General features: G+C 43.6%; 23 protein-coding genes and 1 tRNA gene. 17 read left to right on the top strand and 7 right to left on the bottom strand.

Annotated features, from left to right (window positions below):
• Window positions 1-89 precede the first annotated feature (89 nt).
• Window positions 90-386: an LIC10362 family protein gene (locus LEP1GSC050_RS10230; RefSeq protein WP_010571119.1), complete on the bottom strand. Its 297-nt coding sequence runs from the start codon at window positions 384-386 to the stop codon at window positions 90-92.
• A gap of 243 nt (window positions 387-629) precedes the next feature.
• Between LEP1GSC050_RS10230 and LEP1GSC050_RS10220 the strand changes: the two genes are divergently transcribed.
• The 9 genes from LEP1GSC050_RS10220 (at window position 630) to LEP1GSC050_RS10180 (ending at window position 9945) form a co-directional block, all read left to right on the top strand.
• Complete coding sequence (locus tag LEP1GSC050_RS10220; RefSeq protein WP_010571117.1) at window positions 630-1814, top strand: acyl-CoA dehydrogenase family protein; 1185 nt, start codon at window positions 630-632, stop codon at window positions 1812-1814.
• A gap of 152 nt (window positions 1815-1966) precedes the next feature.
• The gene (locus LEP1GSC050_RS10215; protein ID WP_040911276.1) at window positions 1967-3058 is read left to right on the top strand and encodes an LIC_10091 family lipoprotein; all 1092 of its coding nucleotides are present in this window, start codon (window positions 1967-1969) and stop codon (window positions 3056-3058) included.
• Between the two features lie 11 nt (window positions 3059-3069).
• A complete protein-coding gene (locus LEP1GSC050_RS10210; protein ID WP_010571116.1) occupies window positions 3070-4212 on the top strand; it encodes a CapA family protein in 1143 nt (380 codons plus the stop codon).
• Window positions 4213-4417: 205 nt separating this feature from the next.
• A complete protein-coding gene (locus LEP1GSC050_RS10205) occupies window positions 4418-5254 on the top strand; it encodes an aldo/keto reductase (RefSeq protein ID WP_232225695.1) in 837 nt (278 codons plus the stop codon).
• A gap of 102 nt (window positions 5255-5356) precedes the next feature.
• Window positions 5357-6253 carry an alpha/beta fold hydrolase gene (locus LEP1GSC050_RS10200; protein WP_040911607.1) on the top strand — a complete coding sequence of 299 codons (897 nt, stop codon included), beginning with the start codon at window positions 5357-5359 and terminating at the stop codon, window positions 6251-6253.
• A 190-nt stretch (window positions 6254-6443) separates the two neighbouring features.
• The gene (locus LEP1GSC050_RS10195; protein ID WP_010571113.1) at window positions 6444-7265 is read left to right on the top strand and encodes a hypothetical protein; all 822 of its coding nucleotides are present in this window, start codon (window positions 6444-6446) and stop codon (window positions 7263-7265) included.
• A gap of 118 nt (window positions 7266-7383) precedes the next feature.
• Window positions 7384-7740, top strand: a complete 357-nt coding sequence (locus LEP1GSC050_RS10190) for a PilZ domain-containing protein (RefSeq protein ID WP_010571112.1) — start codon at window positions 7384-7386, stop codon at window positions 7738-7740.
• Window positions 7741-7837: 97 nt separating this feature from the next.
• Complete coding sequence (locus LEP1GSC050_RS10185; RefSeq protein WP_010571111.1) at window positions 7838-8617, top strand: GNAT family N-acetyltransferase; 780 nt, start codon at window positions 7838-7840, stop codon at window positions 8615-8617.
• Between the two features lie 233 nt (window positions 8618-8850).
• Window positions 8851-9945 (top strand): hypothetical protein, encoded by a 1095-nt coding sequence (locus LEP1GSC050_RS10180; protein ID WP_010571110.1) that lies wholly within the window; start codon window positions 8851-8853, stop codon window positions 9943-9945.
• 116 nt (window positions 9946-10061) lie between these two features.
• Here LEP1GSC050_RS10180 and LEP1GSC050_RS10175 read toward each other — a convergent pair whose 3' ends face one another.
• The 3 genes from LEP1GSC050_RS10175 to LEP1GSC050_RS20620 form a co-directional block, all read right to left on the bottom strand.
• Complete coding sequence (locus LEP1GSC050_RS10175) at window positions 10062-13409, bottom strand: efflux RND transporter permease subunit (protein WP_010571109.1); 3348 nt, start codon at window positions 13407-13409, stop codon at window positions 10062-10064.
• Window positions 13410-13582: 173 nt separating this feature from the next.
• Window positions 13583-14683, bottom strand: a complete 1101-nt coding sequence (locus LEP1GSC050_RS10170; protein ID WP_010571108.1) for a DegT/DnrJ/EryC1/StrS family aminotransferase — start codon at window positions 14681-14683, stop codon at window positions 13583-13585.
• 165 nt (window positions 14684-14848) lie between these two features.
• Complete coding sequence (locus LEP1GSC050_RS20620) at window positions 14849-15076, bottom strand: hypothetical protein (protein WP_010571107.1); 228 nt, start codon at window positions 15074-15076, stop codon at window positions 14849-14851.
• Between the two features lie 162 nt (window positions 15077-15238).
• Here LEP1GSC050_RS20620 and LEP1GSC050_RS10160 point away from each other — a divergent pair, with 162 nt between their 5' ends.
• Window positions 15239-16267, top strand: coding sequence for a helix-turn-helix transcriptional regulator (locus LEP1GSC050_RS10160; RefSeq protein ID WP_010571106.1), 1029 nt, complete (start codon window positions 15239-15241; stop codon window positions 16265-16267).
• Window positions 16268-16279: 12 nt separating this feature from the next.
• Here LEP1GSC050_RS10160 and LEP1GSC050_RS10155 read toward each other — a convergent pair whose 3' ends face one another.
• On the bottom strand, window positions 16280-16702 hold the full coding sequence (locus tag LEP1GSC050_RS10155) for a VOC family protein (RefSeq protein ID WP_010571105.1): 423 nt from the start codon (window positions 16700-16702) through the stop codon (window positions 16280-16282).
• Window positions 16703-17208: 506 nt separating this feature from the next.
• Between LEP1GSC050_RS10155 and LEP1GSC050_RS10150 the strand changes: the two genes are divergently transcribed.
• Window positions 17209-17544, top strand: coding sequence for an LIC10421/LIC12816 family protein (locus tag LEP1GSC050_RS10150; RefSeq protein ID WP_010571104.1), 336 nt, complete (start codon window positions 17209-17211; stop codon window positions 17542-17544).
• Between the two features lie 113 nt (window positions 17545-17657).
• Here the strand turns inward: LEP1GSC050_RS10150 and LEP1GSC050_RS10145 are convergent, their stop codons facing one another.
• Window positions 17658-17915 (bottom strand): hypothetical protein, encoded by a 258-nt coding sequence (locus LEP1GSC050_RS10145; protein WP_010571103.1) that lies wholly within the window; start codon window positions 17913-17915, stop codon window positions 17658-17660.
• A gap of 101 nt (window positions 17916-18016) precedes the next feature.
• On the opposite strand from LEP1GSC050_RS10145, the gene LEP1GSC050_RS10140 reads away from it, so the two are divergent.
• Window positions 18017-19594: an LA_3751/LA_3752 family putative glycosyltransferase gene (locus tag LEP1GSC050_RS10140; RefSeq protein ID WP_010571102.1), complete on the top strand. Its 1578-nt coding sequence runs from the start codon at window positions 18017-18019 to the stop codon at window positions 19592-19594.
• 23 nt (window positions 19595-19617) lie between these two features.
• Here the strand turns inward: LEP1GSC050_RS10140 and LEP1GSC050_RS10135 are convergent, their stop codons facing one another.
• Window positions 19618-20529 carry an NAD-dependent epimerase/dehydratase family protein gene (locus tag LEP1GSC050_RS10135; RefSeq protein ID WP_010571101.1) on the bottom strand — a complete coding sequence of 304 codons (912 nt, stop codon included), beginning with the start codon at window positions 20527-20529 and terminating at the stop codon, window positions 19618-19620.
• Between the two features lie 198 nt (window positions 20530-20727).
• Between LEP1GSC050_RS10135 and LEP1GSC050_RS10130 the strand changes: the two genes are divergently transcribed.
• The 5 genes from LEP1GSC050_RS10130 (at window position 20728) to LEP1GSC050_RS10110 (ending at window position 24561) form a co-directional block, all read left to right on the top strand.
• Window positions 20728-21681, top strand: a complete 954-nt coding sequence (locus LEP1GSC050_RS10130; protein ID WP_020987263.1) for a helix-turn-helix transcriptional regulator — start codon at window positions 20728-20730, stop codon at window positions 21679-21681.
• 185 nt (window positions 21682-21866) lie between these two features.
• Window positions 21867-22760: a 4-(cytidine 5'-diphospho)-2-C-methyl-D-erythritol kinase gene (locus LEP1GSC050_RS10125; RefSeq protein ID WP_010571099.1), complete on the top strand. Its 894-nt coding sequence runs from the start codon at window positions 21867-21869 to the stop codon at window positions 22758-22760.
• A 10-nt stretch (window positions 22761-22770) separates the two neighbouring features.
• A tRNA-Gln gene (locus LEP1GSC050_RS10120) sits at window positions 22771-22846 on the top strand.
• Window positions 22847-22870: 24 nt separating this feature from the next.
• A complete protein-coding gene (locus tag LEP1GSC050_RS10115; RefSeq protein ID WP_010571098.1) occupies window positions 22871-23629 on the top strand; it encodes a sugar phosphate nucleotidyltransferase in 759 nt (252 codons plus the stop codon).
• Window positions 23626-24561 carry a ribose-phosphate diphosphokinase gene (locus tag LEP1GSC050_RS10110; RefSeq protein WP_010571097.1) on the top strand — a complete coding sequence of 312 codons (936 nt, stop codon included), beginning with the start codon at window positions 23626-23628 and terminating at the stop codon, window positions 24559-24561. The genes LEP1GSC050_RS10115 and LEP1GSC050_RS10110 overlap by 4 nt, the downstream gene beginning before the upstream one ends.
• The last annotated feature ends 16 nt before the right edge of the window (window positions 24562-24577 follow it).

The raw sequence follows: 24577 nt of genomic DNA, 5'->3' as shown, positions 1-24577 counted from the left end.
GTTCTCCAATAAAAATAGGGCTATAAACACGAAATTTCCAAAAAGCTCGGATGCAAACTACTTTTTTAGCTTATTTTGGGAAATCTCCCTCATCGAAACAGAATGAGCGTTCTACTCCAATAATAATCCCAAACTAATCCTCCAATGATCACCAGAACATTCATGTCGGATTTAAGTAGAAACGTTAACCCCCAAAAATAAGGAAGAAGTAAGAAAGTACCTAAGAATAAGAACCAGTAAATCGACTCCACAGAAAATGGAGAAGCGATGGATTTTAATAAAGCTTCTCTTAATCCGTTTAAAGAATACTCGTTCAATCCTTTATTTCTGGATCCTAAGAAGAAAGAGAGAATACAAATACCGGTTAATACGACAGAATATGTCATTCAGGTTCCATCCTAACCCGGAGCGAGACCGAAAAAGTACCGATCGTTCGGTTTTGTCTCGGAAGCCGGAAAAAAGAAAATGCGGTTTTCTAAACCGCTCTTACAATAGGATCCTAGGGCAGGATGTCCAGTCCCTTTTACGCCGAGGCTTTCGCGCATGCGATTTGAATTATGGTGAAAAATCAAAGAAAGAAGATCCGTTAGATTCTGCTAGAGGCAGAAAAGTAGGAAGAGAGGTTTTGTATGAAAGGTACTTTAGAGAAGAATTTTGATCTATTTAATCCCACGGAGAATCATCACTCCTTAAGGGAAAACGTTGCGGCATTCGCTAAACAAAGTTTGGACGAACAGGCAAAGGAGCATGATGACGGTGAACTATTTAACGCCCCCCTTTTCCGCAGACTTGGTACTGAACTCGGAATTTTTGGCGTAACTGTTCCGGAGGAAGACGGCGGTATGGGCTTGGATCCGGTAGCAAGCGTCATCATTCACGAGGAATTTTCCGCGTACGATCCCGGATTTACCCTTTCCTACTTGGCTCACGAGGTGCTGTTCGTAAATAATTTCTACTATAGCTCTAGTCCCCTGCAAAAACAAAAATACCTAGCGAAAGTATTATCCGGCGAATGGATCGGCGGAATGGGCATGACCGAACCTGGGGCCGGAACCGACGTACTAGGAATGAGTACGATAGCAGTTCGGCGCGGGGACAGATATATTCTGAACGGCACAAAGCAATACATCACGAACGGAAATGTGGGCCAAGTGTTTCTCATATATGCGAAAACGAGCAAGGACGCACGACGAACGACTGCCTTCATCGTGGAAAGCTCCTTCCCGGGATTTAGCGTGGGAAAAAAAGAGGAAAAGATGGGGATGCGATCTTCCCCCACGACTCAATTGATTTTTGATAATACGGAAGTTCCCGCCGAAAATTTAATCGGTGCGGAAGACGGCGCTCTGGTTCACATGATGAGAAACCTCGAAATCGAGCGAGTCACTTTGGCTGCGCAATCGTTGGGAATCGCAAAACGTTGCGTCGAGGTCATGTGCGATTACACGATTCGCCATAGAGAAGCGTTCGGTAAAAAGCTCATCGAGTTTGGACAAATCCAAAGACTCGTAGCGGAGTCATACGCTGATTATCAAGCCGCCCGCGCATTAGTCTATGACGTTGCGGCAAAAATTCATCCCGAAAACCGCAATTCACTTGGAGCCGCATCCGCAAAACTAGTCGCTACGCAAATGGCGGAGAGAGTTTCAAGAAATGCGATCCAAGTTTTGGGCGGTTACGGTTATTGTAGGGAATATCCGGTGGAAAGATTGCATAGGGACGCGATTTTGCTTTCTATCGGCGGAGGGACCAACGAAGCTATGCAGAAAAATATCGCAGCAGATTTGCGGGCAATATACAGTACATCTCGTTGAAGTATTCTGTTTCATTTCGGAGAGGGTAGCGTCTCTCCGAAATCTCCGCTGCTTCCGACTCGTAAAGTTCTTCCCCCCGGGACACCTCTTAATAAGTTCTGTTTCGGAGCCTAAGAAATCAGAGACCGGCTCCGAATCGATCGAGGGAAATCATGGCATTCAGAAAAAAAACCGCAGAGAATTTACACGCGAGTTTTTCCTCAAGAGTCTGTAAAACAATCTTTCTCATATATCTATCGTTTTCCGTGACGGCCTGCGGTACGCTTGCCGTCACAGAGCTTAAACATTCTTCCAGCCATCTAAATCGAGACGTTTTGACTTTGAATGAAACCGATCCGTTGCCGGCCGATCGGAATCTTCATGCCGACCATTATCCTGCCTCGAACGAAAGAAGATTGGATTTATTTCGTTCGAGTGTGGAAGGGTTAGGAGGCGGCTATATCGGGGTGGGAACGGACCAAAATCTGACTTTAGTCGCCTGGGCAAAAAGCGAGTATGCGTTTCTTGCCGATTTTGATCCGGTAACAGTAGCAATTAACCGAATTCATTTGTATTTTTTTGAAATTTCTCCCACGTATGCAGAATTTGAAACGTTATGGGATACAAAGAATAAAAAGGAAACTCTCGCAGTTTTGGAAAAGAGATTCTCTTCGGACCCCGAATTCAAAGTGATCAGCAAAGCTTATGAAATTGCGCTTAAGAAAGGAGGCGTTCCGCAACGCCTAGGCGATCTAAAAAAAATATCCAAAACATTCGATTTTAAATCCTTTCATAATGACCCTAACGATTACAACTATCTGAGAAATATGGTTCTGGAAGGGCGCATTCTCGCGGTTGACGGAAATTTGTTAGGCACAAAAACATTTCGGGCCGTAGGGGAAAAAGCAGCTAAGCTTCATATACCGATCCGAATTCTCTATACTTCGAACGCGGAGGAATATTTCCGTTATCCCGACGATATGAGAAAGAATTTCCTAGGCCTACCCACCGACGAAAAAAGTATCCTGATTCGTACTTTAACCAAGGGAGCTAAGGTTTTTGGATTCCCGGACGGGGAAATGTTTCCGAAGGATTATCCGTTTCATTACAATATTCAATCGATGGATAATTTTAAGATTTGGTTAAATAAGCCGGGCGCTCTATCCACTACCGCAATCTTATCCAAAAGAAAGCAGATCGTAAAAGGACTTTCCGTTATCGAAGGAACTCCGACGGACGAGTCCAAGAAGACCGCGCAAAAATAAACCCATAATCGATGATTCAGCTATTTATGACGTTCCGAAAAGTTTTCTTTTTCTCTTCCGCTTTCGGGTTACTGTTAGTCTGCTCCGCGACAGGCGGTCAAGTTAAGACTTCTTCTCCAAACGTTTTAAGAATGGTCGCCGTGGGAGATATCATGTCGCACCAGACGCAAATCGATTCGGCCTATGATAAATCCTGCGATTGCTGGGACTTTAGCGGAGTTTTCGAGGAGGTCGCTCCTATGATTTCCGAGGCTGACTTGGCCGTGGGGAATCTAGAAACTACCTTGCCGGGAGATCCGAAACAATATACAGGCTATCCTCAATTCGGCGCTCCCGATTCCCTTGCAAAAGCGATTCGAGACGCGGGGTTCGATGTCCTTTCGACAGCCAATAATCATTCTTGTGATAAAGGAAAAGAAGGCGTAGTTCGAACAGTTACCGTTTTAGAGGAGTTGGGTTTAAAACATTTAGGAACGTATAGAACTAAGGAAGAATATGAGAAGAATCGAATTCTTAAGGTGCAGGTCGGCGACTTTGATTTAGTATTCTTAGATTATACTTACGGAACGAACGGTCTCGAAGTTCCTGCCGGAACCGTCGTGAATCTGATCGACAAAACCAGAATTTCGGAAGACATCGCCCTAGCAAAAAAAAGTAAGCCGGATGGAATCGTCGTGATGTATCATTTCGGTACCGAGTATTTGCGGGAACCGGACTCGTTTCAAAAAGAGACTGTGGATTTTACTTTAGAAGCGGGCGCCGATATCGTACTAGGCGGTCATCCCCATAGTTTGCAAAGATTCGGAAAAAAAACGATTAAGGATCGTTTTGGAATCGAAAAGGAGCGATTTTTCGTCTACTCCTTGGGAAATTTTATTTCCGGGCAGGATCGCCGATACGTAGACGGCGGAATCGTTTTGAATTTCTCCCTTTCAAAAGAGACCGGAAAACTTTCGATCACCGATATTTTCTACGAACCTGTTTGGGTATATATAGACCGGACCGGATCTAAAGGGAGTAAGTTCAGGTTACTCCCCGTTCGAAAATACCTAAAAAACGACCAACCTAGAAAACTTCCCGAAGCGGCCTTCCAAAGGATGTTACAATTTTATAAAGATACTATAGAAGTATTAGGGAAGCCCGGTCCAAAATAATCGATTTTTGGATTTTAAACTTGTTTTTCTTTTCGACTTAAGCCTTTATTTTTTCTCGAGGGTGAGCCGGTAGAAATTGATGCGCTTTTCTAGAAAGAAATTCCTCGGAATAGGTGCGGGATTACTGGCAAGCCGACTTAGCAAAAAATTCGAAAATCTTTTTTCTCTCTCGGCCGAAACGAGAAAGATCGAAGGGAGATCCACTATGCTCCTACGGAAAATTCCCAGCTCGGGGGAAACGATTCCGGCCATCGGATTAGGAACCTGGCAAACTTTCGATGTTCCCTCCGACGATCGTTCCTTAGCTCCTTTAAACGAAGTTCTACAGGATTTTTTGCGAGAGGGCGGAAGCGTAATCGATTCTTCCCCGATGTATGGAAGAGCGGAAGAAACGGTTGGAATTCTTTCTCAACGGTTAAGCGAATCCGAACGTCGAAAGATATTTCTTGCGACGAAAGTTTGGACGAAGGGTGAAGTTGCAGGTCGTACCCAAATAGAAGCTTCCTTTCGAAAAATGAAGTCCGAAAAAATCGATCTTTTCCAAATTCATAATCTTTTAGATACCTCTACTCATTTAAAAACTCTAAGAGAGTTGAAAGAAAAGGGAAAGATTCGTTATATCGGCCTAACCCATTTTACTCCTTCCGCATTTGCCGAAATGGAGCGGATCGCCGGCAAGGATAAAGTGGAATTTCTTCAAATTCCCTATTCGATTTTAACGCGAGAGGCGGAAAATCGTCTCTTACCCTTTGCGGCTCAAAATGGAATAGCGGTCCTCGTCAACCGACCCTTCGAAGAAGGTGGCCTCTTTCGAAGGACTAAGGGGAAAGTTCTTCCCGAATATTTTAAGGAGCGGGGATGCGATTCATTCGCTCAGGCTTTTTTAAAATACATTATCTCCCATCCTGCGGTCACTTGTGTGATTCCGGCGACAGCTAAACTTTCCCACCTGCAGGATAATATCCGGGCCGGATTCGGAAATTTACCCGAGAGCCCTGAAAGAAAGCGTTTCTTGTCCAATTTACTCGAAGCTCTGGAATAGAAATTTCATTTCGCGCTTTCGAACGGATTGTTTCGAAAAGGAAATTTTCCTCTTTTCAAAGAAAACAAATGCCCTAGAATATTCACGCCTGGAGAAGGAACTATGTCGGAAAAATTATGGAAGACTCATGCGCTTGCGTGGAAAGCGGCGGGAATATTCTTCGAATGGAAACGGAAAAAAATCTTTTATAGAACCGGCGGAACCGGTGAGAATCTGCTTCTTTTACACGGATTCCCCACATCGTCTTGGGATTGGAAAGATCTATGGGAAAGTCTTACCTCTCGTTATCGCGTAATTGCCCTAGATTATCTCGGCTTCGGATTTTCGGATAAACCGAAAGGGGGCCATTATTCGGTGTTTCAATACGCCGACCAAGCGGAAGATTTACTTCAGGATCTGAAGATCGACGAGGTTCATCTTCTGGCCCACGATTTAGGGGATACGGTCGCCCAGGAATTATTGGCGCGATTTAGGGAAAAGTTGGCGGGACAAAGAATCGGAGGTCCCGATTTAAAATCCGCATTCTTACTCAACGGGGGAATATTTCCCGAAACACATCGACCTAGAACGATTCAAAAATTGTTGAATGGTCCGTTCGGATTTTTCTTTTCGAATTTACTGAATAAATCCTCCTTCGAGCGAAATCTGTCCGAAATTTTCGGTCCCGAAACGAAACCTAGTAAAGAAGAGCTAGACGGTTTTTGGGAATGCGTGAGTAACGGAGGAGGAAGGTCGGTTTATCATAAACTCATTCGATATATAAGAGAGCGAAAACTTTTCAGAGAAAGGTGGGTCGGTGCAATACTGGACTCTCCTGTGCCTTTTGCATTCGGCGACGGATTAATTGATCCTGTAAGCGGCATACAAGTCGTTCAAAGGTTAAAACAATTTAGACCCGAAGCAAAGATCTATGAATTTCCTAAGATAGGACATTATCCTCAAACCGAAGCACCCGAGGATGTGCTGAAAGCATATTATAACTTTCGATCGCAACTTTAGACTGTCCGGCGTTTCTTTATTTTCGATCTGGGCGAAATAGAAACGCCTGTTCATTTTATTGCGGCATTCGACATCATTGCCTTCGTTTTCCTTATTTTAGGATCCTGCGGAAAGGATATTCTATTCCTATTATTTCCTTGAAAAAAAGGAAATTCCTGCAAGAATGAAACTAAAGTGAAAGAAACTTCTGATGCCGAAAGTCGCTTACAATAATCCGCGTTTCTTCGACTTCCTATATGATGATTTTCTCTGTGCCGTTGTAGATTCGCATGTAGTAAGTTCAGGCGTACTATTTCATTCTCTCACTAAAGAAAATGTCTGGGAACTATTCGAAATCACCGGAGTGCTTTCCGAGCTAAAGAAAAAAGGATATCCTTCACCTAAGTTAGATTTATCCGGAACCGATGATTTATATCAAAGAGTGGTTCTTACCGAGGGCGGAGAAATTCTTATCCACCTCAGGTTGAGCATCCAAGAGTATCGGATTCAAATTAACGATTACTTCTTCAAAGAAAAATATCTGGTCATCAACTGGCTACAGACACGTCATCCGAAACATCCGGATCGGGAAAAATCTAGACTGTACCCCGGGCAGGATATGCCCGGTCTTGGAATATTTCCGGAGATGGCCGATTTTATAGGATTTCTAATCATTTCGCTGCGATTGAACGGAGCAGTCGTACGTCCCGAATATTTCCACGACGCGATGCTCTTCTCCAGAAAATTCCAATTTTTAGAAGTGGAATCGAAGGCTCTTTTTAAGGCTTTGAAAAATGAATTTCCGAAGCATTCAATCCGAGCCATCTCAACATTAGTACAGCAGGGCAAAGTGGTAGACCAGAAACGAGGGGTAATCGAATGGAAACCGGTAGAAATGATTTTCTTTTTAGAAAAAACTCTATCTCATTTTGTTTTTAACCGTAAGTTCGAAAAAAAAGTCTCTAAGGCTATGGAGAGCTATAAACTTACCTTAGTGGAAGGGGCGGAGGAAGAGTTAGGCCTAAAGGCTTAGGCGATTTTTCGAACATTTGTTTTGAAATTATTTTTATTTTAGATATAATTTTATTCTCCCGTCTCATTAGCTATTAGGTTAGTTTTGGCCAGGTCTCGGCTTTTCTGGAGGAATGTGGATGGAGAAGAGAAAACATATACGTGTTGTGCCATTCCACAACCAACCGGTTCAAGTTCAATTGATGGGGAATGGATTTATAGATATCCTCATCGCTCAAGACTTGAGTCAAAGCGGAATGGCAATACGTGTTCCTCATCATTTTGACGGTTGCGATATTAATTCCGCCGTGGAATTAGTCGTTTCACTCCCAGGCTATAAGCCGTTCAAAGCCATGGGACTCATTAAGCATTTAGCTCCCGCTAAAGAAGCGGACGGTTTTTTCGGGGTTCAATTCACGCAGTTAGACCCCAAGGGGAAAACGTTTTTGGGCGATTTTGTAAAAAAATTGGCCTCTCAACGCAGAATGGCAGGTTAACTGAGGGCAGTCACCGGAATTTCTTTCCCTCGTAATCCGACTGTAACGAAAAGGAAGGATAGATGGAACTATCCTACAGAAAGGAAGAAGGACAACAATGGGATCAGGATCTGTCCAAAACAGGCTAAAAACAGAACGAAAACTCGAGGTTAGAATTGCCGAGAATCAGCTCGAAATCGAGAGAACATTGGCTCTGCGCTACGATGTTTTCAATCTTGAGTTAGGAGAGGGTTTACCTCAATCTGCGGCGACTCGTAAAGACCGCGATGAGTACGATCTTTTCTGCGATCACCTAATCGTAGTCGATAAGAATCGCGACGATATGATCGTGGGAACCTACAGAATTCTAAGAAGAAGCGTAGCAAAAACGAATCTAGGTTTTTACTCGGACAACGAATTCGATATTACTAAGATTTACGAACTTGAACGCGAACCGGCGGAAATCGGTCGTAGTTGCGTTCACCCGGAATATAGAGACGGTTCGGTAATTTCTCTTCTTTGGGGCGGATTAGCTCAGTACATGAAGAAAAATAATATCGGGTATTTATTCGGGTGTGGCTCAGTACACAGTACCGATGCGCAGACTGCTAACGACGTTTACGCTTTCCTTAAAGAGAAAAAAGCTCTTGCCGGTTCGACGTTCGACGTAACTCCTCTGCCAGGTTTTGAAATGCCGGATTTCGACTCGAATTATGCGCCGGAAGATATTAAGGAAGTAACGAAAAGAATTCCTGCCTTGATTAAGGGATACATTAGAGCGGGTTCGCTCATTTGTGGAACTCCCGCACTAGATAGCGTATTCAAAACGACGGATTTCTTTATTCTCTTTGATATCAAAGATATCGAAGCTAGATATAGCAAACATTACCTCGAATAAAAATTCTAAGGTTATTTTTATCGGGAAACAATCGAGCCTAGGATTTAATGTTTCGATCCGAGTGGTCGGAAGGCAACTTAAACAAAGGAATTTCCCGATTTCTCGGGGATGATCGCCCTTGACCTGGCATCCATCCCCGATTTCCTTTACTTTACTTGGTTGAAACTATTTAGTTTCGGTCGATTTGCAAACCTAAGTAAGGTGCCCTGTCTTATACGATTCCAATATTTGAAATGAACCAAATTGATTTTCAGCATCCATCCTTTCGCGACCAAATTCGTTTTTATTCCCTCGTTTGTTTTGCTGCCATTCTAATGGTCTCCGGATATATGTACGGGTTTTCCTCTTATTACTTAGGGTGGTTTGCTTTTACAATTTCCGCTTTCTCCGTGGCAGGTAACGATGCGGTTCAGACTTTAGGAACTTTCATCGAAAGTAAAAAATCCGTTCGATGGATTTATAAAGTGGCTGCCTTAGGCGGTTTATTAACTTTAGTTTTCTGTTATGCTTGGATCGTAGGTTCGAGAGAAATACATTTTAACCGTCTGGACGAATTCAAACCCGTTTCGGACTTTAATCTCCTCCAGCTAATCGCTCCTCTCATTCTAGTTGTAATTACCAGAATGAAATCTCCGATCTCCACGACGTTTTTGATTCTGGGACTGTTCGGCGGCCAGAATATAGAAAAGATGCTCAGCAAATCGTTTCTGGGATATATGATGGCCTTTGGAACAGCTGTTGTTGTTTGGGGAATTTTGGTAAAAATCGATCCCAAAGAGTATACGGAAGATCATACTCCCGATCCTAGAACGGAACGACGATGGGCTATTCTTCAATGGTTTTCCACCCTTTTTCTCTGGGGCGCCTGGCTTGCTCAAGATGCGGCAAACATTGTGGTCTATATCCCGAGACAGTTAACTGCGCTGGAATTAGCGGCGGCAGTTTCTATCTTGATCGTCTCTCTCGGAGTCATTCTATTTATTAACGGCGGAACGATTCAAGAAATCGTAACGGAAAAATCGGACATCCAATGGTCCAAGGCAGCGACCATTATCGATTTAGTATACGCTTGCATTCTGCTCTTTTTCCAAAAGTGGAGCGATATGCCTATGTCCACAACCTGGGTATTTTTAGGAATGCTTGCAGGAAGGGAGATTATTTTGAATTTTCTGACATATAGGGACGCCCCTTATTTGGAAACGTTCCGTAAGGTCGGAAAAGACGTTTTGTTGGCGTCGCTCGGGATCGCGATCAGCATTTTCGTTTTTATTCTTGCATCCCAAATATATCCGGAAGGCAATTCCATTCTACCAAAGCTACTTCGTTGAATTTTTTTGAACCGTTTCTCAAAGATTGTTCGAAATGAAATTTCTATATTTTAAAAAATTCTAATTTTCTAACAATCTTTGAGTTTCGCCGCGGATTAAGTTCTCGGAACTTCCGGTTATTTTTTCTTCTTAGAAGTCGGTTTCTTTACGGGTTCTTCGACCGCTTTGGCCCATTCGGATAAATCGGCGGTTTCACGGTGATTATTCCCACCGGCCGTCGTCGATTCTGTATGAGAAACGGTTGCACCCATATCCGGACGGAATTTGCTTTCGATCCATTCTCTAAATCTATCAATTCCTCCGAAGATGGAAGGGACGACGATCAAGGTTACCAAGGTAGAAAGAATCAAACCTCCGATGATTGCAATTCCCATTGCAGTTCTTGATTTAGCGGCTTCTCCCAGTCCAAGCGCGATCGGTACGGTTCCCATGATCATCGCGAGAGAAGTCATTAAAATGGGTCGTAGACGAACCAAACCGGCTTCGAAAATCGCTTCGTCCCTCGTAATTCCCCGATCTCGAATCGCCTGCATTGCATAATCCACAAGTAGGATCGAGTTTTTTGCCACTAAACCCATCAGAAGAATCAATCCGATCATCGAGAATAGGTTCAACATTTCTCCGGTAATGAATAGTGCGAAGAAAGCTCCCGAGATTGCCGGAGGGATTGCAAAAAGAATCGTCACAGGCGTAATGAAGGATTCATAAAGCGAAGAAAGTACCAAGTAGATAAATACTAGAGCCAAACCGAATGCGACTAGAATGTTTACGATCAATTCCTTAAAGTCCTCGGACTGTCCTTGGAAGTTGAAACGAACTCCCGCAGGCGGAGGAAGCTCAGTCGTCATGATCTTCGTTGCCCCTTCGGTTGCGCTTTGGATGGCTCCACCCGGCGCTAGGTTCGCATTGATCACGATCGTTCTTGCTCTATCAATACGATTGATTCTGGAAGGACCGACCGTTTCCTTACCGGAACCTATGGCATTCAAAGGAATCAACTTATTAGCGATATTCGGAACCTTAGTTTGACCGTAGGCCGCTCTTAGGTTTCTTTGATCGGGGTGCAAACGCATCCGAACGTCGTACTCGATTCCTTTATCGTAAAATTTACTGACCGTATCTCCCGCGATTTGGTATCGAAGTTCGGCACCGGCAACTCCAGGCAGCACTCCGACGAGTTGCATGCGAGTATTGTCCAAGGCGATTTGGTATTCGGGTTTTCCTGCGCGAAAATCGGTATCGATGTCTGCTAGGTCGGGAATGGCTTTTAATCGATCGATTACTTTTTTAGAATATGCTTCCATCTCGGCCAGGTTATCCCCTTTAATCACAAGCTGGAAGGGATATTGCACTCCACCGCCGACGGCGGAGTAGTCCGATACTGCAGGTCGAGCAAATGCATAATTCTTTAGAATATCGCGAATCTCATCCTTGATCGCAACAGTGGTTTTTTTACGTTTTTTAGAAGAGACCAACGCGATCGCTAAGGTCGCACTATTGGGCTCGCCTCCGTCCGGTTTACCGATTGTGACGGCTATTTTATCCATCTCCGGAAATTTTTGTAGGTCTAATAGAACTTTGTCCGCTACTTCTTTCGTACCTTGCAAACTAGTGCCCGGCGGAAGATCCAACGTTACGAGAAACTCTCCCTGATCGTTCGCAGGTAAAAACGTTTTTTTCACGAAAGAGCAACTTACTAGGGAAAGTACAAAAATCAGGAAGGTAAGCAGGATGACTTTTCCGGGATGCGCCAATGCGAACTTCATCGTGATTCCGTAGATCTTTTCCAGCCAAGTTTGGAATTTATCGAAGGCTACCACGGCTTTGTTTCGTTTACTATGATCCAACTTTCCGGCAAAGTAAGCGGAAAGCATCGGAGCGACGAAGAGACCGTCGAACAACGAAATGATCATCGCAAACACGACCGTTAAACCGAATTGTTTGAAAAATTGACCGACGATTCCCGAGAGAAACCCTACGGGAAAGAACACCGCGATTACGGTCAATGATGTTCCTACGACCGCTAAGGCGACTTCCATAGTTCCTTTTTCGGAGGCTTCCAATACGTTATGGCCTTCCTCCAATTTTCGGAAAATGTTTTCTCGAACGACGATTGCGTCGTCGACTAGGAGTCCGACTGCCAGAGAGAGAGCCAATAAGGTCATAACGTTTATCGTAAATCCCATGATCCACATTAGAATAAACGCTCCTAACATCGAGTTAGGAAGTGCTAGCCCTGTAATCACCGTAGAGCGGAAGTTTCCTAAGAAGAAATAAACCGTAATTACCGCTAACAGTACTCCCAAAACAATAGCTTCGGTTACGTCTTCTACGTTGTAGCGAATCCAGCGAGACCCGTCTCTTATGAGTCGAATCCTTGGATTTCCTGCGAGAGGTTTGATATCCGCGTTGAGCTTATCGATCCGCTTGAGAACTTCGTCCGCTACCGCGACGGTATTACCGCCCGATTGTTTATAAACGTCGATGAAGAGCGCCGGCTTTATCTCTTTTTCAACGGCTTCCTTTTTTTTGGATGAGAAGAGATTTTTGATTTTTCTGAAGGTTTGGCCGGTCCAGATAAACGGGTGTGCAAACAGGGCGACGTCTTCTTCTTCCACAGCGTCGCTTTTAGATGCCCAAAGATAGCCTAAGGTTTCCTCATCTTCGGTTCCGTCCCGAACGGACCCGAGCTCTTTAATTAGGACTGAGTTTCCTACGTCGCCCCCGAAAGAGACGATCGTGTTTTCAATCTGCGAGATGGACTCGTATCGTCCTAGGGTTCTATAAGAGGTTTCTTTCGTTCCGGATTCGAATTTACCGACAGGAGTATTTAGTCCGGCAGATTTAAGGCGACCCGCGATCACTACCATCGGCATTTGGTACGAAATTAATTTGTTTCGATCCAACTCGATTTGGATTTCTCTACGCGTTCCTCCTACAAGCTTCACGGAACCTACGCCGGTAATTTGTTCCAGCTTCGATTTAACGGTCTCTTTGGCTAGATCATATAACTGCGCTTGTCCTAAATCTGCAAAAACCGCTAGTCGGACGATCGGTTGATCCGCAGGGTCAAAGCGAACGACTTTCGGCTCCTTGATCCCATCCGGAAGTTTAGGGCGAACCAGTCCTACTTTATCCCTGAATTGCTGTTCGGCATATTTGATATCCGTGGAGAGCGTAAATTCGCCGAAGACAACCGAGACTCCTTCCTGATTTCGAGAAGAGATTTTCTTTAAACCGGAAATGGAAGAAAGTTCTTCTTCCAAGGGTTTAGAAATCAGCTCTTCGATTTCTTCCGGGCCCGCTCCGGGATAAATAGTCGTAACGGACACTATCGGAATATTCACATCAGGAAATAGATCCACTCCCATACGAGACAATGATACCAGTCCCGTTAAGAGCATAAGGATAACTAAACTTGTAATAAAAATCGGGCGTTTAATGGAAAGAAGTGCGATATTCATGGGGCCCCCGAATCTGAAATCGTTTCTTAGATTAAGGAAGATTTCAAACGATTCAAGAGTCTATTTCGGGGTTTTGTCTTTTTTCGGAAAGAATTATCGGGGGAGGTTCGGAATTTTAAAACTCTTTTGAATCTCCCAAGTTATGTCCGGAGACAAAAGATTTTATTTCCGAACTAATAAATTCTGCGAATCGCCTGAGAAATTCTCTGAATATTATCTTTTGTCAGATTGGGGTAAACTGGAATGCAATGGCCTCTTTGAAACAGCCGCTCTCCGTTCGGAAAATCCGCATTCGGCAATTCTAAAATATGGTGAATCGGTTCTTCCATCGTTCTTCGAGTGCCGATTTGGAGAGACCGAAAGTACCTCTCTACTTGCTCGTAATTTCCCGGGGCAAGAATAACGAAACGATTAAAGGTTTCCGAGGCTGGATCGTTATAATGCGAGGAAACTTGAGAACCTTGAAGAGATTGTAAGTAAATTTGAGCGATTTTACGTTTCCGTTCCAGTATCACTCCCAAATTAGAAAGCTGCTCGATACCCAAGGCGGCCTGGTAATCGATCATGTCGTAATCCATACGAGGCTGGCAGTCTTTTCTCGGATAAGGGTCTTTGCCGTTTTTTCGAGCCCGAATTTTTTTAGATATCGAATCGTCGTCCGTACAAATTAAGGCTCCGTTTCCGGTTGTGATCAGATACTCGACCGAAAGTCCGCAAATGGAGATCTTTCCCTGTCTTCCAGGAGTAAACGTCTCGGTTCTCGCGCCTACAGCTTCCGAGAAATCTTCTATAACGGGGATGCCTTTAAAATCGTATTTTGAAAAGTCTAACAGAGATCCGAACGTATGATCGACCACGATCGCCTTTACCGAAGGATCTTCCAATGCCGAGGCGACTCCGGCAATGCTAATATGAAAGGAATGTCTTTCTAAATCGATAACTAAGGGTTGAGCTTGAATCAGAAAAATTGCATCGAGCGCAGCTAAGGGTGCGTACGTTGATAGAGCTACCTTATCCCCCGGTTGAATTTCCAAGGAAAGAAATGCGAGGTGGTACGCAGCTGTTAAGCTATTTGCCGAAATGACGTTCTTCGTTCGAAATGTGGAAGAGAAGGCCTTTTCAAATTTAGAAGTTACCGACCCGGTCGAGAGATGATCTTCTACTAACGCCTCGAGCACGGTTTTGAGGTCCTCTCTAGAAAGAGTGGGCTTATTATACTCAATATCCGTTTTCTTTCGGGTAGCTTTATCTAGAACTTCGGTTTCCGTGCTCATTGACCGTCTCAGGTTCCAATCTCTATATTATGTCGCATTATAGTACATGTACCTAGCTCGTAAAGATTTTTTTCAAATTCATACCGAGGGCTAGGAGTCAGGTCCTGAGACGGAAACTTTAACGAAGTGCCGAAGAAAGTCTAGACAATTTTTGCGGCAGGAAATCTAGGTCTCGGATTTCGTACCAAATAGTTTATTTCGGAGTCCTATCCAAATTTCTGGAAGGTAGGCTCCAACTATGATCATTATTAATCCGGTGTAGGTCCATTTGTTGAAGTACGATTCGCCCGAAAAACGAAGCGTAGCCACATTGATGATCGTCGTCCACCAACCCAAAACAATTAAAATCAAACCTATAATATTCGGTATGATGTATCCTATAATTTTTGCCATAGCGATTCCTATTCTATTCGCAATTTATCCCTTACGGGCATTCGGAGTTTTTCCTTTCTTTCCCGTTCTTCAAGCGGTTTTTTATGCCGGAGGGGAGTTCCTCTCGAATTGGAGATTTCTGGTTGCTAGGCCGGGACGATAGATGATTCTCTGATCGTAGGCATGAAAGAAGAAGAACTTGATAACGATCTCGAGCTTGGAATCGAACCCCGGGAAATGAATCCTACGGAGTCTCGTCTTCTGACTTTGCTTTTTAATTTCTTTCAATTTCAAGATGGGTTAACCCTTTCGTCCTTAAAAGAGATCATGGGAGAATTCTACGATAACGAAAACAAGGACTCGGACCGGAGAAAGCTTTCTCGCGATATAGAGGAGTTGGAAAATCTAGGTTTTCACATTCGTTATTACCCTCAGAAGAATACGAAAGACTTCGTTTACATTTTGGAAACGGATCCGTCGGCGAAGTCGCTTAAATTTTCACCCGACGAACTCAGGGAAATTTCCGCCATTCTGCTGGAAGCGTATTCACAATCGCCTCGTTATGAATTATATTCCGCCGCGCAGAAAATCTTTGCTGGTGAATTAGGTGCTTTTCCGGATTTAAAAGAAGATCCCAAAGATATTTCGGATGAATTAGGAGAGGTCGCATTTTCCATTCTGGAAGCGCTTAAAAACCGAAGTCCGTTAAGATTGAAATATTATAAAACCTTTCCGGAAGAATCCTATTCCTTGGAAGTGGATCCGATTCGTTTATTGAGAAAAGGAGGAGAGGACTACTATCTCCTGGCCTATGATCGATCCGAAAAGGTTAAGAAGCGTTTGATCCTTCCTAAGATTTTGGAAGCCGAGATTCTTCAGGGTGACGTACTCTTTCAAAAAAAAGGAACTCATCGCGAAACCTGGGAGGATCAGGTCGTGCATGCAGGTTTGTTTCCGGTGCATGAGCCGAAGTCGGTAATCTGGATCTGCAGATCGGATGCGCTTTTTAAGGCGAAACTTTTTCTCGCCGGAATTCCGTATAGCGAAAGCGGACAAACTTTGCGCTTTGAATCTACCAATCTAGACGGTCTACTCCCCTTCCTTTGGAAAGAAGGGAGCAGCCTTGAGGAAATTCAACCGAAGGAATTGGAGGATTTATTTCAGAAATCCGTATATCTTTTATTAGAAGAATATAGGTCCCTCGAGAAATAACGGAAACCTAGCCTACCACTCTCCGGTATTCTGCATACTCTTCCAAGGCTCCGAAGGTTCCAGAGACTTTCCTCTTTGCAATAATTCGATAGAAATCAAATCGGGAGAACGAACGAAAGCCATTCGACCGTCCCGGGGTGGACGATTGATGATGACACCTTTCGATTGCAACCGCTCGCATACTTGATATATATTTTCCACTTCGAAGGCTAAGTGGCCGAAATTCCTTCCAAAGGTATATCGCTCTTTTTGATCCCAGTTATAGGTTAGTTCGATCTCGGGTGCGTTAGGCGATCCTTCCGATAAGAATACGAGAGTGAATTTTCCTTCCGGATGCTCACTTCGCCTAGTTTCTTTCAATCCTAACTTGTCGCAGAAGAAGTCCAACGCCGCATCTAAATCCAAAACGCGAATCATCGCATGTAAATAACGCATTTGCCAAATCCTTTTAAGAGAAAATCTGCTACCAAAATATCCAAAGAGTCGCATCGGAAAAGCGATCCTTGCGCAAAATCGCATTTTTCGAAAATCCTTAAAAAAGAGGGTTTTTGCCCAATTTTTGCCTATAATGTTAGCATATTGCTTAATAAATGTGCTCAAAAAGTAAGCATTTTTGGTTTTTGTTATATACTTTTTTCTTGAAAAATCGGACTAACTAGACGATGATTGTACGAGAAGGAAGCAGGTTTGTAGCACTGCTTTTGAATTCGCCTCTTTTATTTGCTTTACGCACTATATGGGGCAGTGAAACGCAATGTTTCGTAAAATTATACAAATATAATAAACGATATTATTATGCGTTTGGGTTTGTTTAACTATTTAAATTGATTTTTTATTTTTTTTGATTTTTTAGTATCATTTGGAAAGTGGAATAGGTCTTATGGATATAAGCGATAACGAGAATTAAAAATATAAATAGTTCACCGAGAGGTTTCAAATTCATGAAAGTTAACAAAATCATTTCTCTACTTCTGGTCGCTGGATTTTTAGCTGGCTCTTCTATCTTCGCGGTTTCGCAAGACACCGAGGATCGTCTATTGGAGCAAGCCTTGGTTTCGGCTGCCGTAACTAAAGAACAAAAAATTGCTGTTGGGACATACCTGAAAGCGCTTGCTCAGCAAAAGTCTGAGCGTGCCGAAGAGTTAAGAGCTCTTGCAAAACGTTCTACCGGCGGAAAATTTCTAGCTAGCAATGCTCAATCGGCAAAATTTCTGAAACAAGCAGCAGCTTTGGAAAGAGAAGCTCAAAAGACTCAAGAATTCTTGAACAATCTTTAATCGTCTCAAATCCTAGAAATCCATTATCATTGGAGGGCGTCTTGATGACGCCTTTTTTATTTGGGACTGACTTGCCATTACTACAGTTTCCTTTCCCGATAATCCGATAAATTTTACTGTCCGGGCGTACTTTTAGGTTTCGGAAAGCAGCTCATTGCGAATCCCTCAATCATATAACAAATAGCGTCTTTGGTTTCGCAACGGAGGCCTTCGTTATAGCTGGTGCCGATGATTTCTAGATCGATCCGTGTACAGACCATTTTATCCCTGGGAGGTGTAGCCGGCGTCGGATTCGAGGTCTCCTGAGCGAGGATTCCAAAGTAACTACCGTAAAGATAAAAACTAAGAATGAAAAGGAGAGATTTCTTCATTTGCGTCCTCTTGTTTGGTAGGCAACGTATTGCTCCGATAAACCGCGTCAACCTATTTGACAAAAGAAGGCTCGGGCTAAAAAAAGATTGTCCCTGATCTTTTGAACCCTACTTTTACAACCGTGCCGTTTTTCCAATCCAATTATTTTCGAAAGACTCTGCTCGTATTCCTACTTCTGGCGCCTCTTCTTTATCCTTTCCTGCTGAAGCCCTCTCAGCAGCTTTATTCGGACCATCTTGCGAAATTTATCTTAGGAGAATCCATTTATAGAAGCGGTTTTACTTCAGGATCATTGGACTTACCTTCGGCAAAACTGGATCCGGAGTCCGAATTTTGTCCGACTGAATGCATTCGGATTCGCGAGAAAATCGTAAGTCCTTTTCCGGTCGCGCTCGGGTATTTTTATGCCGCGATTTTACCTTGGGGAGGGATCGAGGCCGTTTATATAATTACCGCACTTATTGTCGCAGTCACCCTTTTGATGCTGTCGATTTTATGGGAATGGGATCTATTATTCCTGTTCATTCTCGTTTTAGGATCTCCATTCGTTATTAATGGATATTTTTTTCCTGATGTTGCGATCGCTTCCTTTTTATTTTTTTCGGGAGCTTTTTTTATATTAAAAAACTCTTTCCGACGGTTTCCTTATTCATATTTTCTGGTGGGTTTCATCTCCGCTTCCGCCGCATGGTTTCGCGTGGAATCGATCGTCTTTATCATCTCGTTTTCGTTGTTTCTATTACTCGGACTAAGGCAGAACAAACAGACGCGAATTCCAGCCGTCTTTTACGTAATCGGTGCTGCTTGCGGATTACTGCTGCTCCTTTTCGTTCAGATGCATATGTACGGTTTACCTCTTGGGCCTCGTTTTTCTTTTAATCAGCCTACGATGTTTTTGCGACCTTGGGATAAGCTATATATTTATCGCGGATTGCTTTTCTTTAGCTATGGTCGTCCGGGGTTTTTTACCTACATGCCTTTGTTTCTGTTTTTCTTCGTATACTCCCTATACTTTATATTTTCTTCAAAAGGGGTGTTGCGAAAGCAGAGTCCGGAGAATTTCGACTTCAGCCGCAATTTATTGATTCAGTCGGGAGCTGCTGCATTTCTCGGTTCGGTATTGGTTGCGCCGAATGACGGAATCATCGACTTCGGAACCAGATACCTTCATCTCGCTATCCCGAGTTTTGTCGGTTTTGCCATTTTGGTTCTAAAGGAATCTTCGGGATATAGGCAAAAACTTATTAAGTCTTTCGTAATCGTTTTGGCCCTTTATTCGACGTTCGTTACGGTCTCTTATACGCAAATTCTTGCCAAGTACGGCAAGCAGTCGACAGGAATGCATAAACTATATGTGGAACAAAAACCCGATCTAGTTGTGGTTCAAATCAGAACGTACACTCAGATTATGGGTAAAAATTTTTTTGTAACTCCTTGTGTTACTCTTTTTGATGCGGCCGCCTTAAATAAATTTTTCTCGAAGAATGATCCGAACCAATTCGCGAAAATATTGTTTGTTCAGGCAAAAGTGCTGACCGATCGCAATGCCGATCCGAATCGACCTTTCGAGCATAATACATATTACGATTCGGTAAATAGTATTTTGGGGAAAACGTTTACACCTGTTCTTGTAGAGAATAAACCGGATATTATCGTCTTTTCCATGGAAAAACGATAATATCGGATGTTAAGCAATCCTCGTTAATTGGCGCTTAGGAAAGTTTGCTTAAGGCCTGATTTATAATCCGAGTAAGCAGGTTTCCAGCCCAGGGATTTAAGTTTTGAATTCGAGTTTCTTGCGGATCTAGTCGCCGCTCGAACCGGATCTTTCCCTTTTAATAAATTCGCGATGAATACCGGAGCGTGACCTATCTTCTTTTTACCTAAATAAGTTCCCGCTTCGTTAAAGAAATCCTGCATAGTCACGGGAGTATCATCCACGATATGATAGATCTCTCCCGGTTTGCCCGAATGTAAGACCTTTAAAAACGCGGCTGCAACGTCATCCACGTAAACTACATCCCAATAATTCAATCCGTTGCCCGGAATTCTAAAGAGTCCGATTTTTATATCCCGAATCAAATCCTGAAACCAGCCTCCAGGACCGTATATATGAGATGGACGAAGTATAATTGCGGGAAAGCCTTTCGTTTTATAAGCTTCGAGCAACATCTGCTCCGAAGCCTGTTTTGTTCTTCCATACTCGGTTTCCACATTTAGAGGTTTATCTTCCGAAAGTAATTCTCCGTTTGCTTCCCCGACTACTACGGTGCTGGCAAATATAAATCGTTTTAATCCTAGATTCGCAACGGATTCGAAAAGATTTTTCGTTCCTTCGTGATTCACCTTCCAGAGAAGTTGTTTATTTCGTTGGGTGGCGATTTCGGCGGCGAGGTGGATAACCGAGTCGAGCTTAATTCCTTCTAAAGCTTTCTTTAGGGATAGAGGATCCCCTAGATCCGCAAGAATCGGCTGGAGTCCGAGTTTACGGGAGGTAGAAGCGGACGATTCGCTTCTTACAAGCGCATACAATTCGTGCTCCCCTTCTTTTTTTAAAAGATCTACGATTCGCTTTCCCAAAAAGCCGGTCGCGCCTGTGATTAATATTTTCATGGATACACTCTTTACATCCGAGATTCGATCGGACGATCTATGATATTACACCGATCTTAGGCTGTCACGCTTGAACGAACCTGCTCCGAGTAAAAAAATTTCCGCCATTTCAAAGAGTAGGGACTTAAAGCCCTTCCGGAGAATCGTTCGATTTTTCAGATTGCATGCGATCCTTTTTTTTTGGATACTGGCTTAGATATGAATCCTACTACAAAGAAGTTACAGACTAAGCTTGCATTGATTCGGTTGCTTAAGGAAAATCGGAGGATGAGTTTAGAGGATCTTTCCAAATACTCGGGTATCAAAGAAGTTTCCGATTTAAAAAAAGAATTAGGTAAGCTTTATATGGTCGGCTCTTATCCGTACACTCCCGATCAACTCGTGGAAATCGATTACGACGGAGAGACGATCGGGATACGGTTGCCGAATAGGATGGACGAAGGCTTAACTTTGAGCGTTAGAGAATGGGCAACCTTGCGAACTTTGCTTTTGGAAGAAGAGCAAAAGGAAGTAAGTTCGGATCGGAGTCTTGTTCTCAAATCCGTTTTGGATAAGATCAATACTATTTTACCTTCTTCGGGAATTTTAGACGCGAAGGACTTAAAAAAACAAATATCGGAAGCGATAAATTTAAATAAGGCCGTCGTGATCGAATATCAAGCTCAGGGAGAAGCGACTCCGATAAAAAGAAAGGCGGATCCATGGGCTTTATTCAGCTATCGGGAAGAATATCTGATAGGATATTGCCATACGAGAAACGCGCCAAGGTCGTTTCGACTAGATTCTATTTTAACCTTTTCGGTCAGTAAGGACGAAGCCGTTCAAGTTCCGGACCAGGAAAGAAGACAAGCTATTTTGCATCTAAAGGAATTCTTAAAAAAAACGGATAATGACGGATCCGTCGCCGAAATATACCACGCTTCGGAAGTTTACTTTAATCTGCACAAAAGGCTCGGATTGGAACGGACGAAAGAATCTTTAGATCTGGGCGGGAATACATTCTATTTATCTAAAGCCAAAATTAAAAATGAAGATTGGTTTTTAAGCACGCTGAAGGGATTCGGTTCCAACGTTATTATAAAATCCCCGACAGCGTTAAGGCAAAGGATTCTTGCTTATTGGAAGGAACAAATAAGGGAGTCGAAAAATTAGATCCACGTATCGATGCGGATTGTTTTTTGCATCCATTGTCGCAGTAGAATTCCGCAAATTTGATCCGATGGTTTATAAAATTCTCCCTTTATTATTTCAATTCTCTAAATTCTCAATCTTCCTTTCGAATCCAAGTCTGATAATGAATTGACTCGGGATCGAGGATTGTTCAAACAAGAATTACTTTGCTCTCTCCGGCTAAGATCAATCTAGGGTTGGAAATTCCGTACAAAAGACCCGACGGCTATCACGAGATTCGTAGCATCTTTCTTCGAATTAATTGGGGGGACGATATTAGGATTGCACCCATCGATCCCGGTCTCTTTCAACTTGTATCCGAAAATCAAATCATTGCAGAGAAGCGTTCCCTTTATGACGAAGTCTCCGAAAAAGGGGACGTAACTAAGAATATTCTATACAAAACCTATCAAAAGATTCGATCTCAGTACCGGGAATTACCCGGGGTTCGGATTCATATAACAAAAAGGATCCCGCCTGCGGCAGGGTTGGGAGGCGGATCTAGTAACGCCGCATCGCTATTATCTTTCTATTTCGGCTTAACCCAGGAATTTAGCTCGGACGGACTCTCCGATTTGGCAGCGAGCATAGGTTCGGACGTTCCTTTTTTTCTAAACGAAGGCCATGCATTCGTTTCCGGAAAGGGAGAAGTCTTGGAAGATATAGAAGTTCATTCGGGCCAGGGAATTTTAGCTCTCACTCCTCAGATTTTGTCTACGGCTGAAATGTATGCAGGTCTCAAAAAACCTTTACAAGCCGACCCTCCCTCGAAAAACTGGACTTCTCTAGCCAAAGACGTCGGATTTGCTCTGAAAGAAGGAAATTGGGCGGATTTGGAGGGAAAGCTCGTAAACGACTTCGAGCCGTTAGCCTTCCAAACCTTTCCGGAACTCGGGGGATTGAAGAAGTGCTTTCTGGCAAACGGAGCCAGCTATTCCTCGATGACCGGTTCAGGATCTTGCATCTATGGATTGGTTCAAGGATTGGAGATACGGGATGAACTGCTTGCAAAAATGAGAGCAGAGTTTCCAGGTCTTACGTTTGTAAGCTTTAATTATTAAAGATAGAAACTGGGCCGTCGCCAAGTGGTAAGGCAGCGGTTTTTGGTACCGCCATTTCCTAGGTTCGAATCCTAGCGGCCCAGCCATTGTTCTACTTCACCGGATAACGAATGAATATCTCAAAGGAAGCTGTTGCTGTGGTACTTGCTGCAGGCAAGGGAACCCGCATGAAGACCGATCAACCTAAGGTCGCGGTTTCTTTGAACGGAAAACCACTCCTGATCCATGTCATCGATCACCTTCGCGAATCAGGGGTCGGTGATATCGTCGTCGTCGTCGGTTATAAAAAAGAAGAAGTTCAGGCTCTCTGTGCGGGAATTCCCGATTTAAAATTCGCAGAGCAGAAAGATCAGCTTGGAACGGCTCATGCAGTTTTAAGCGCCGAGCATTCCATCAACGGACATAGCGGTCCTATCTTAGTAGCTTGCGGGGATGTCCCTATGATTACCGGCAAAACATTCCGCTCTCTTATTGCAACGCATAATCAAAACGGATTCTCTGCAACTCTACTCTCCGCGAAAGTGGATAATCCGACCGGTTACGGCCGAATCGTTCGTAACGGAAGCGGGGAAGTAATTGCGATCGTGGAAGAAAAGGATGCGGACGCAGAGCAAAAGAAGATCGATGAGATCAATACCGGAACCTACGTTTTCGATTCCGAGGCTTTGTTCGATTCGCTACGTAAAATTGGAAATAGCAATGCCCAAGGCGAATATTATCTCCCGGACTTGGTAGCTTTGTATAAGAAGGAAGGAAAGAAATTGGGCGCAGTTGTGCTGAAAGACAGCGGTGAAAGCCAAGGGGTCAACTCTCCCCAAGATTTAGAGGCTCTCTCGGCAATCCTAAAGGGAGAAGTTCCTGCAAAATGAGCCAATTAGCGGTATTCTCTGGATCATCCAATCGCACAATTACCGAAGAGATCTGTAAAGAGCTTCAAATTGCGCCGGGCAAAATCAATTTACGCAAATTTTCCGACGGAGAAATCGCCGTCAAAATAGATGAGAACGTGCGAGGCAGGGATATATTTCTTATCCAATCCACTTCGGCTCCGGCAAACGATCATTTGATGGAACTCCTACTCATCATGGACGCCTTACGAAGAGCATCTGCAAACAGTATCTCGGTCGTAATGCCTTATTATGGATACGGCCGTCAAGATAGAAAGGTGGAACCTCGCGTTCCGATTTCGGCGAGGGTCGTGGCGGACCTGATCGAAGTTCAAGGTCCGACTCGAATGATTACGATGGATCTTCACGCCGATCAAATTCAGGGGTTTTTTAAAGTTCCGGTGGATAATCTTCATTTTAATCCCGTTCTCGTAGAATATTTTCGTAATAAAAAAATCGATGATTTAGTCATCGTCTCTCCGGACTCGGGCGGCGCAGAACGGGCAAGATCCTTCGGTAAGAAAGTTAACGCTACTTTAGCGATCATTGATAAGCGTCGTCCAAAAGCGAACGTTTCCGAAGTAATGCATGTTATCGGAGAGATAGAAGGAAAGAATTGTATCCTTCTAGACGATATGATCGATACTGCCGGTACGATCTGTAAGGCGGCCGACGCTTTGTTGAAGAACGGAGCAAAAAGCGTCTATTGTGCGGCAAGCCACGGAGTTCTATCGGGAGAGGCAATCGATCGATTAAATTCGACTCCGTTCATAGAAGTCGTTCTTTCGAATTCCATCGAAATTCCGGAATCCAAAAAGATTTCGAAATTAAAAACTCTCTCGGTTGCCCCGCTTTTTGCCGCGGCAATCCAGAGAATTTCAACCAACCAATCGGTTAGCGATCTATTTAATTAGGAAACAAGGGTAGGAA

Origin of the sequence: Leptospira broomii serovar Hurstbridge str. 5399, from assembly GCF_000243715.2 — a bacterium.
GTDB lineage: Bacteria > Spirochaetota > Leptospiria > Leptospirales > Leptospiraceae > Leptospira_B > Leptospira_B broomii.
Note: the sequence above shows the minus strand (reverse complement) of the source record. Positions and strands in the feature narration are given on the sequence as shown.

Coding starts and splice junctions, on each gene's coding strand:
- LEP1GSC050_RS10185 (WP_010571111.1), top strand. CDS start 7,838: ATGGGATCAGGATCTGTCCAAAACAGGCTAAAAACAGAACGAAAACTC.
- LEP1GSC050_RS10215 (WP_040911276.1), top strand. CDS start 1,967: ATGGCATTCAGAAAAAAAACCGCAGAGAATTTACACGCGAGTTTTTCC.
- LEP1GSC050_RS10135 (WP_010571101.1), bottom strand. CDS start 20,529: ATGAAAATATTAATCACAGGCGCGACCGGCTTTTTGGGAAAGCGAATC.
- LEP1GSC050_RS10155 (WP_010571105.1), bottom strand. CDS start 16,702: ATGCGTTATTTACATGCGATGATTCGCGTTTTGGATTTAGATGCGGCG.
- LEP1GSC050_RS20620 (WP_010571107.1), bottom strand. CDS start 15,076: ATGGCAAAAATTATAGGATACATCATACCGAATATTATAGGTTTGATT.
- LEP1GSC050_RS10170 (WP_010571108.1), bottom strand. CDS start 14,683: ATGAGCACGGAAACCGAAGTTCTAGATAAAGCTACCCGAAAGAAAACG.
- LEP1GSC050_RS10115 (WP_010571098.1), top strand. CDS start 22,871: ATGAATATCTCAAAGGAAGCTGTTGCTGTGGTACTTGCTGCAGGCAAG.
- LEP1GSC050_RS10195 (WP_010571113.1), top strand. CDS start 6,444: ATGCCGAAAGTCGCTTACAATAATCCGCGTTTCTTCGACTTCCTATAT.
- LEP1GSC050_RS10200 (WP_040911607.1), top strand. CDS start 5,357: ATGTCGGAAAAATTATGGAAGACTCATGCGCTTGCGTGGAAAGCGGCG.
- LEP1GSC050_RS10130 (WP_020987263.1), top strand. CDS start 20,728: ATGAATCCTACTACAAAGAAGTTACAGACTAAGCTTGCATTGATTCGG.
- LEP1GSC050_RS10180 (WP_010571110.1), top strand. CDS start 8,851: ATGAACCAAATTGATTTTCAGCATCCATCCTTTCGCGACCAAATTCGT.
- LEP1GSC050_RS10210 (WP_010571116.1), top strand. CDS start 3,070: ATGATTCAGCTATTTATGACGTTCCGAAAAGTTTTCTTTTTCTCTTCC.
- LEP1GSC050_RS10205 (WP_232225695.1), top strand. CDS start 4,418: ATGCTCCTACGGAAAATTCCCAGCTCGGGGGAAACGATTCCGGCCATC.
- LEP1GSC050_RS10160 (WP_010571106.1), top strand. CDS start 15,239: ATGAAAGAAGAAGAACTTGATAACGATCTCGAGCTTGGAATCGAACCC.
- LEP1GSC050_RS10145 (WP_010571103.1), bottom strand. CDS start 17,915: ATGAAGAAATCTCTCCTTTTCATTCTTAGTTTTTATCTTTACGGTAGT.
- LEP1GSC050_RS10190 (WP_010571112.1), top strand. CDS start 7,384: ATGGAGAAGAGAAAACATATACGTGTTGTGCCATTCCACAACCAACCG.
- LEP1GSC050_RS10175 (WP_010571109.1), bottom strand. CDS start 13,409: ATGAATATCGCACTTCTTTCCATTAAACGCCCGATTTTTATTACAAGT.
- LEP1GSC050_RS10220 (WP_010571117.1), top strand. CDS start 630: ATGAAAGGTACTTTAGAGAAGAATTTTGATCTATTTAATCCCACGGAG.
- LEP1GSC050_RS10110 (WP_010571097.1), top strand. CDS start 23,626: ATGAGCCAATTAGCGGTATTCTCTGGATCATCCAATCGCACAATTACC.
- LEP1GSC050_RS10230 (WP_010571119.1), bottom strand. CDS start 386: ATGACATATTCTGTCGTATTAACCGGTATTTGTATTCTCTCTTTCTTC.
- LEP1GSC050_RS10150 (WP_010571104.1), top strand. CDS start 17,209: ATGAAAGTTAACAAAATCATTTCTCTACTTCTGGTCGCTGGATTTTTA.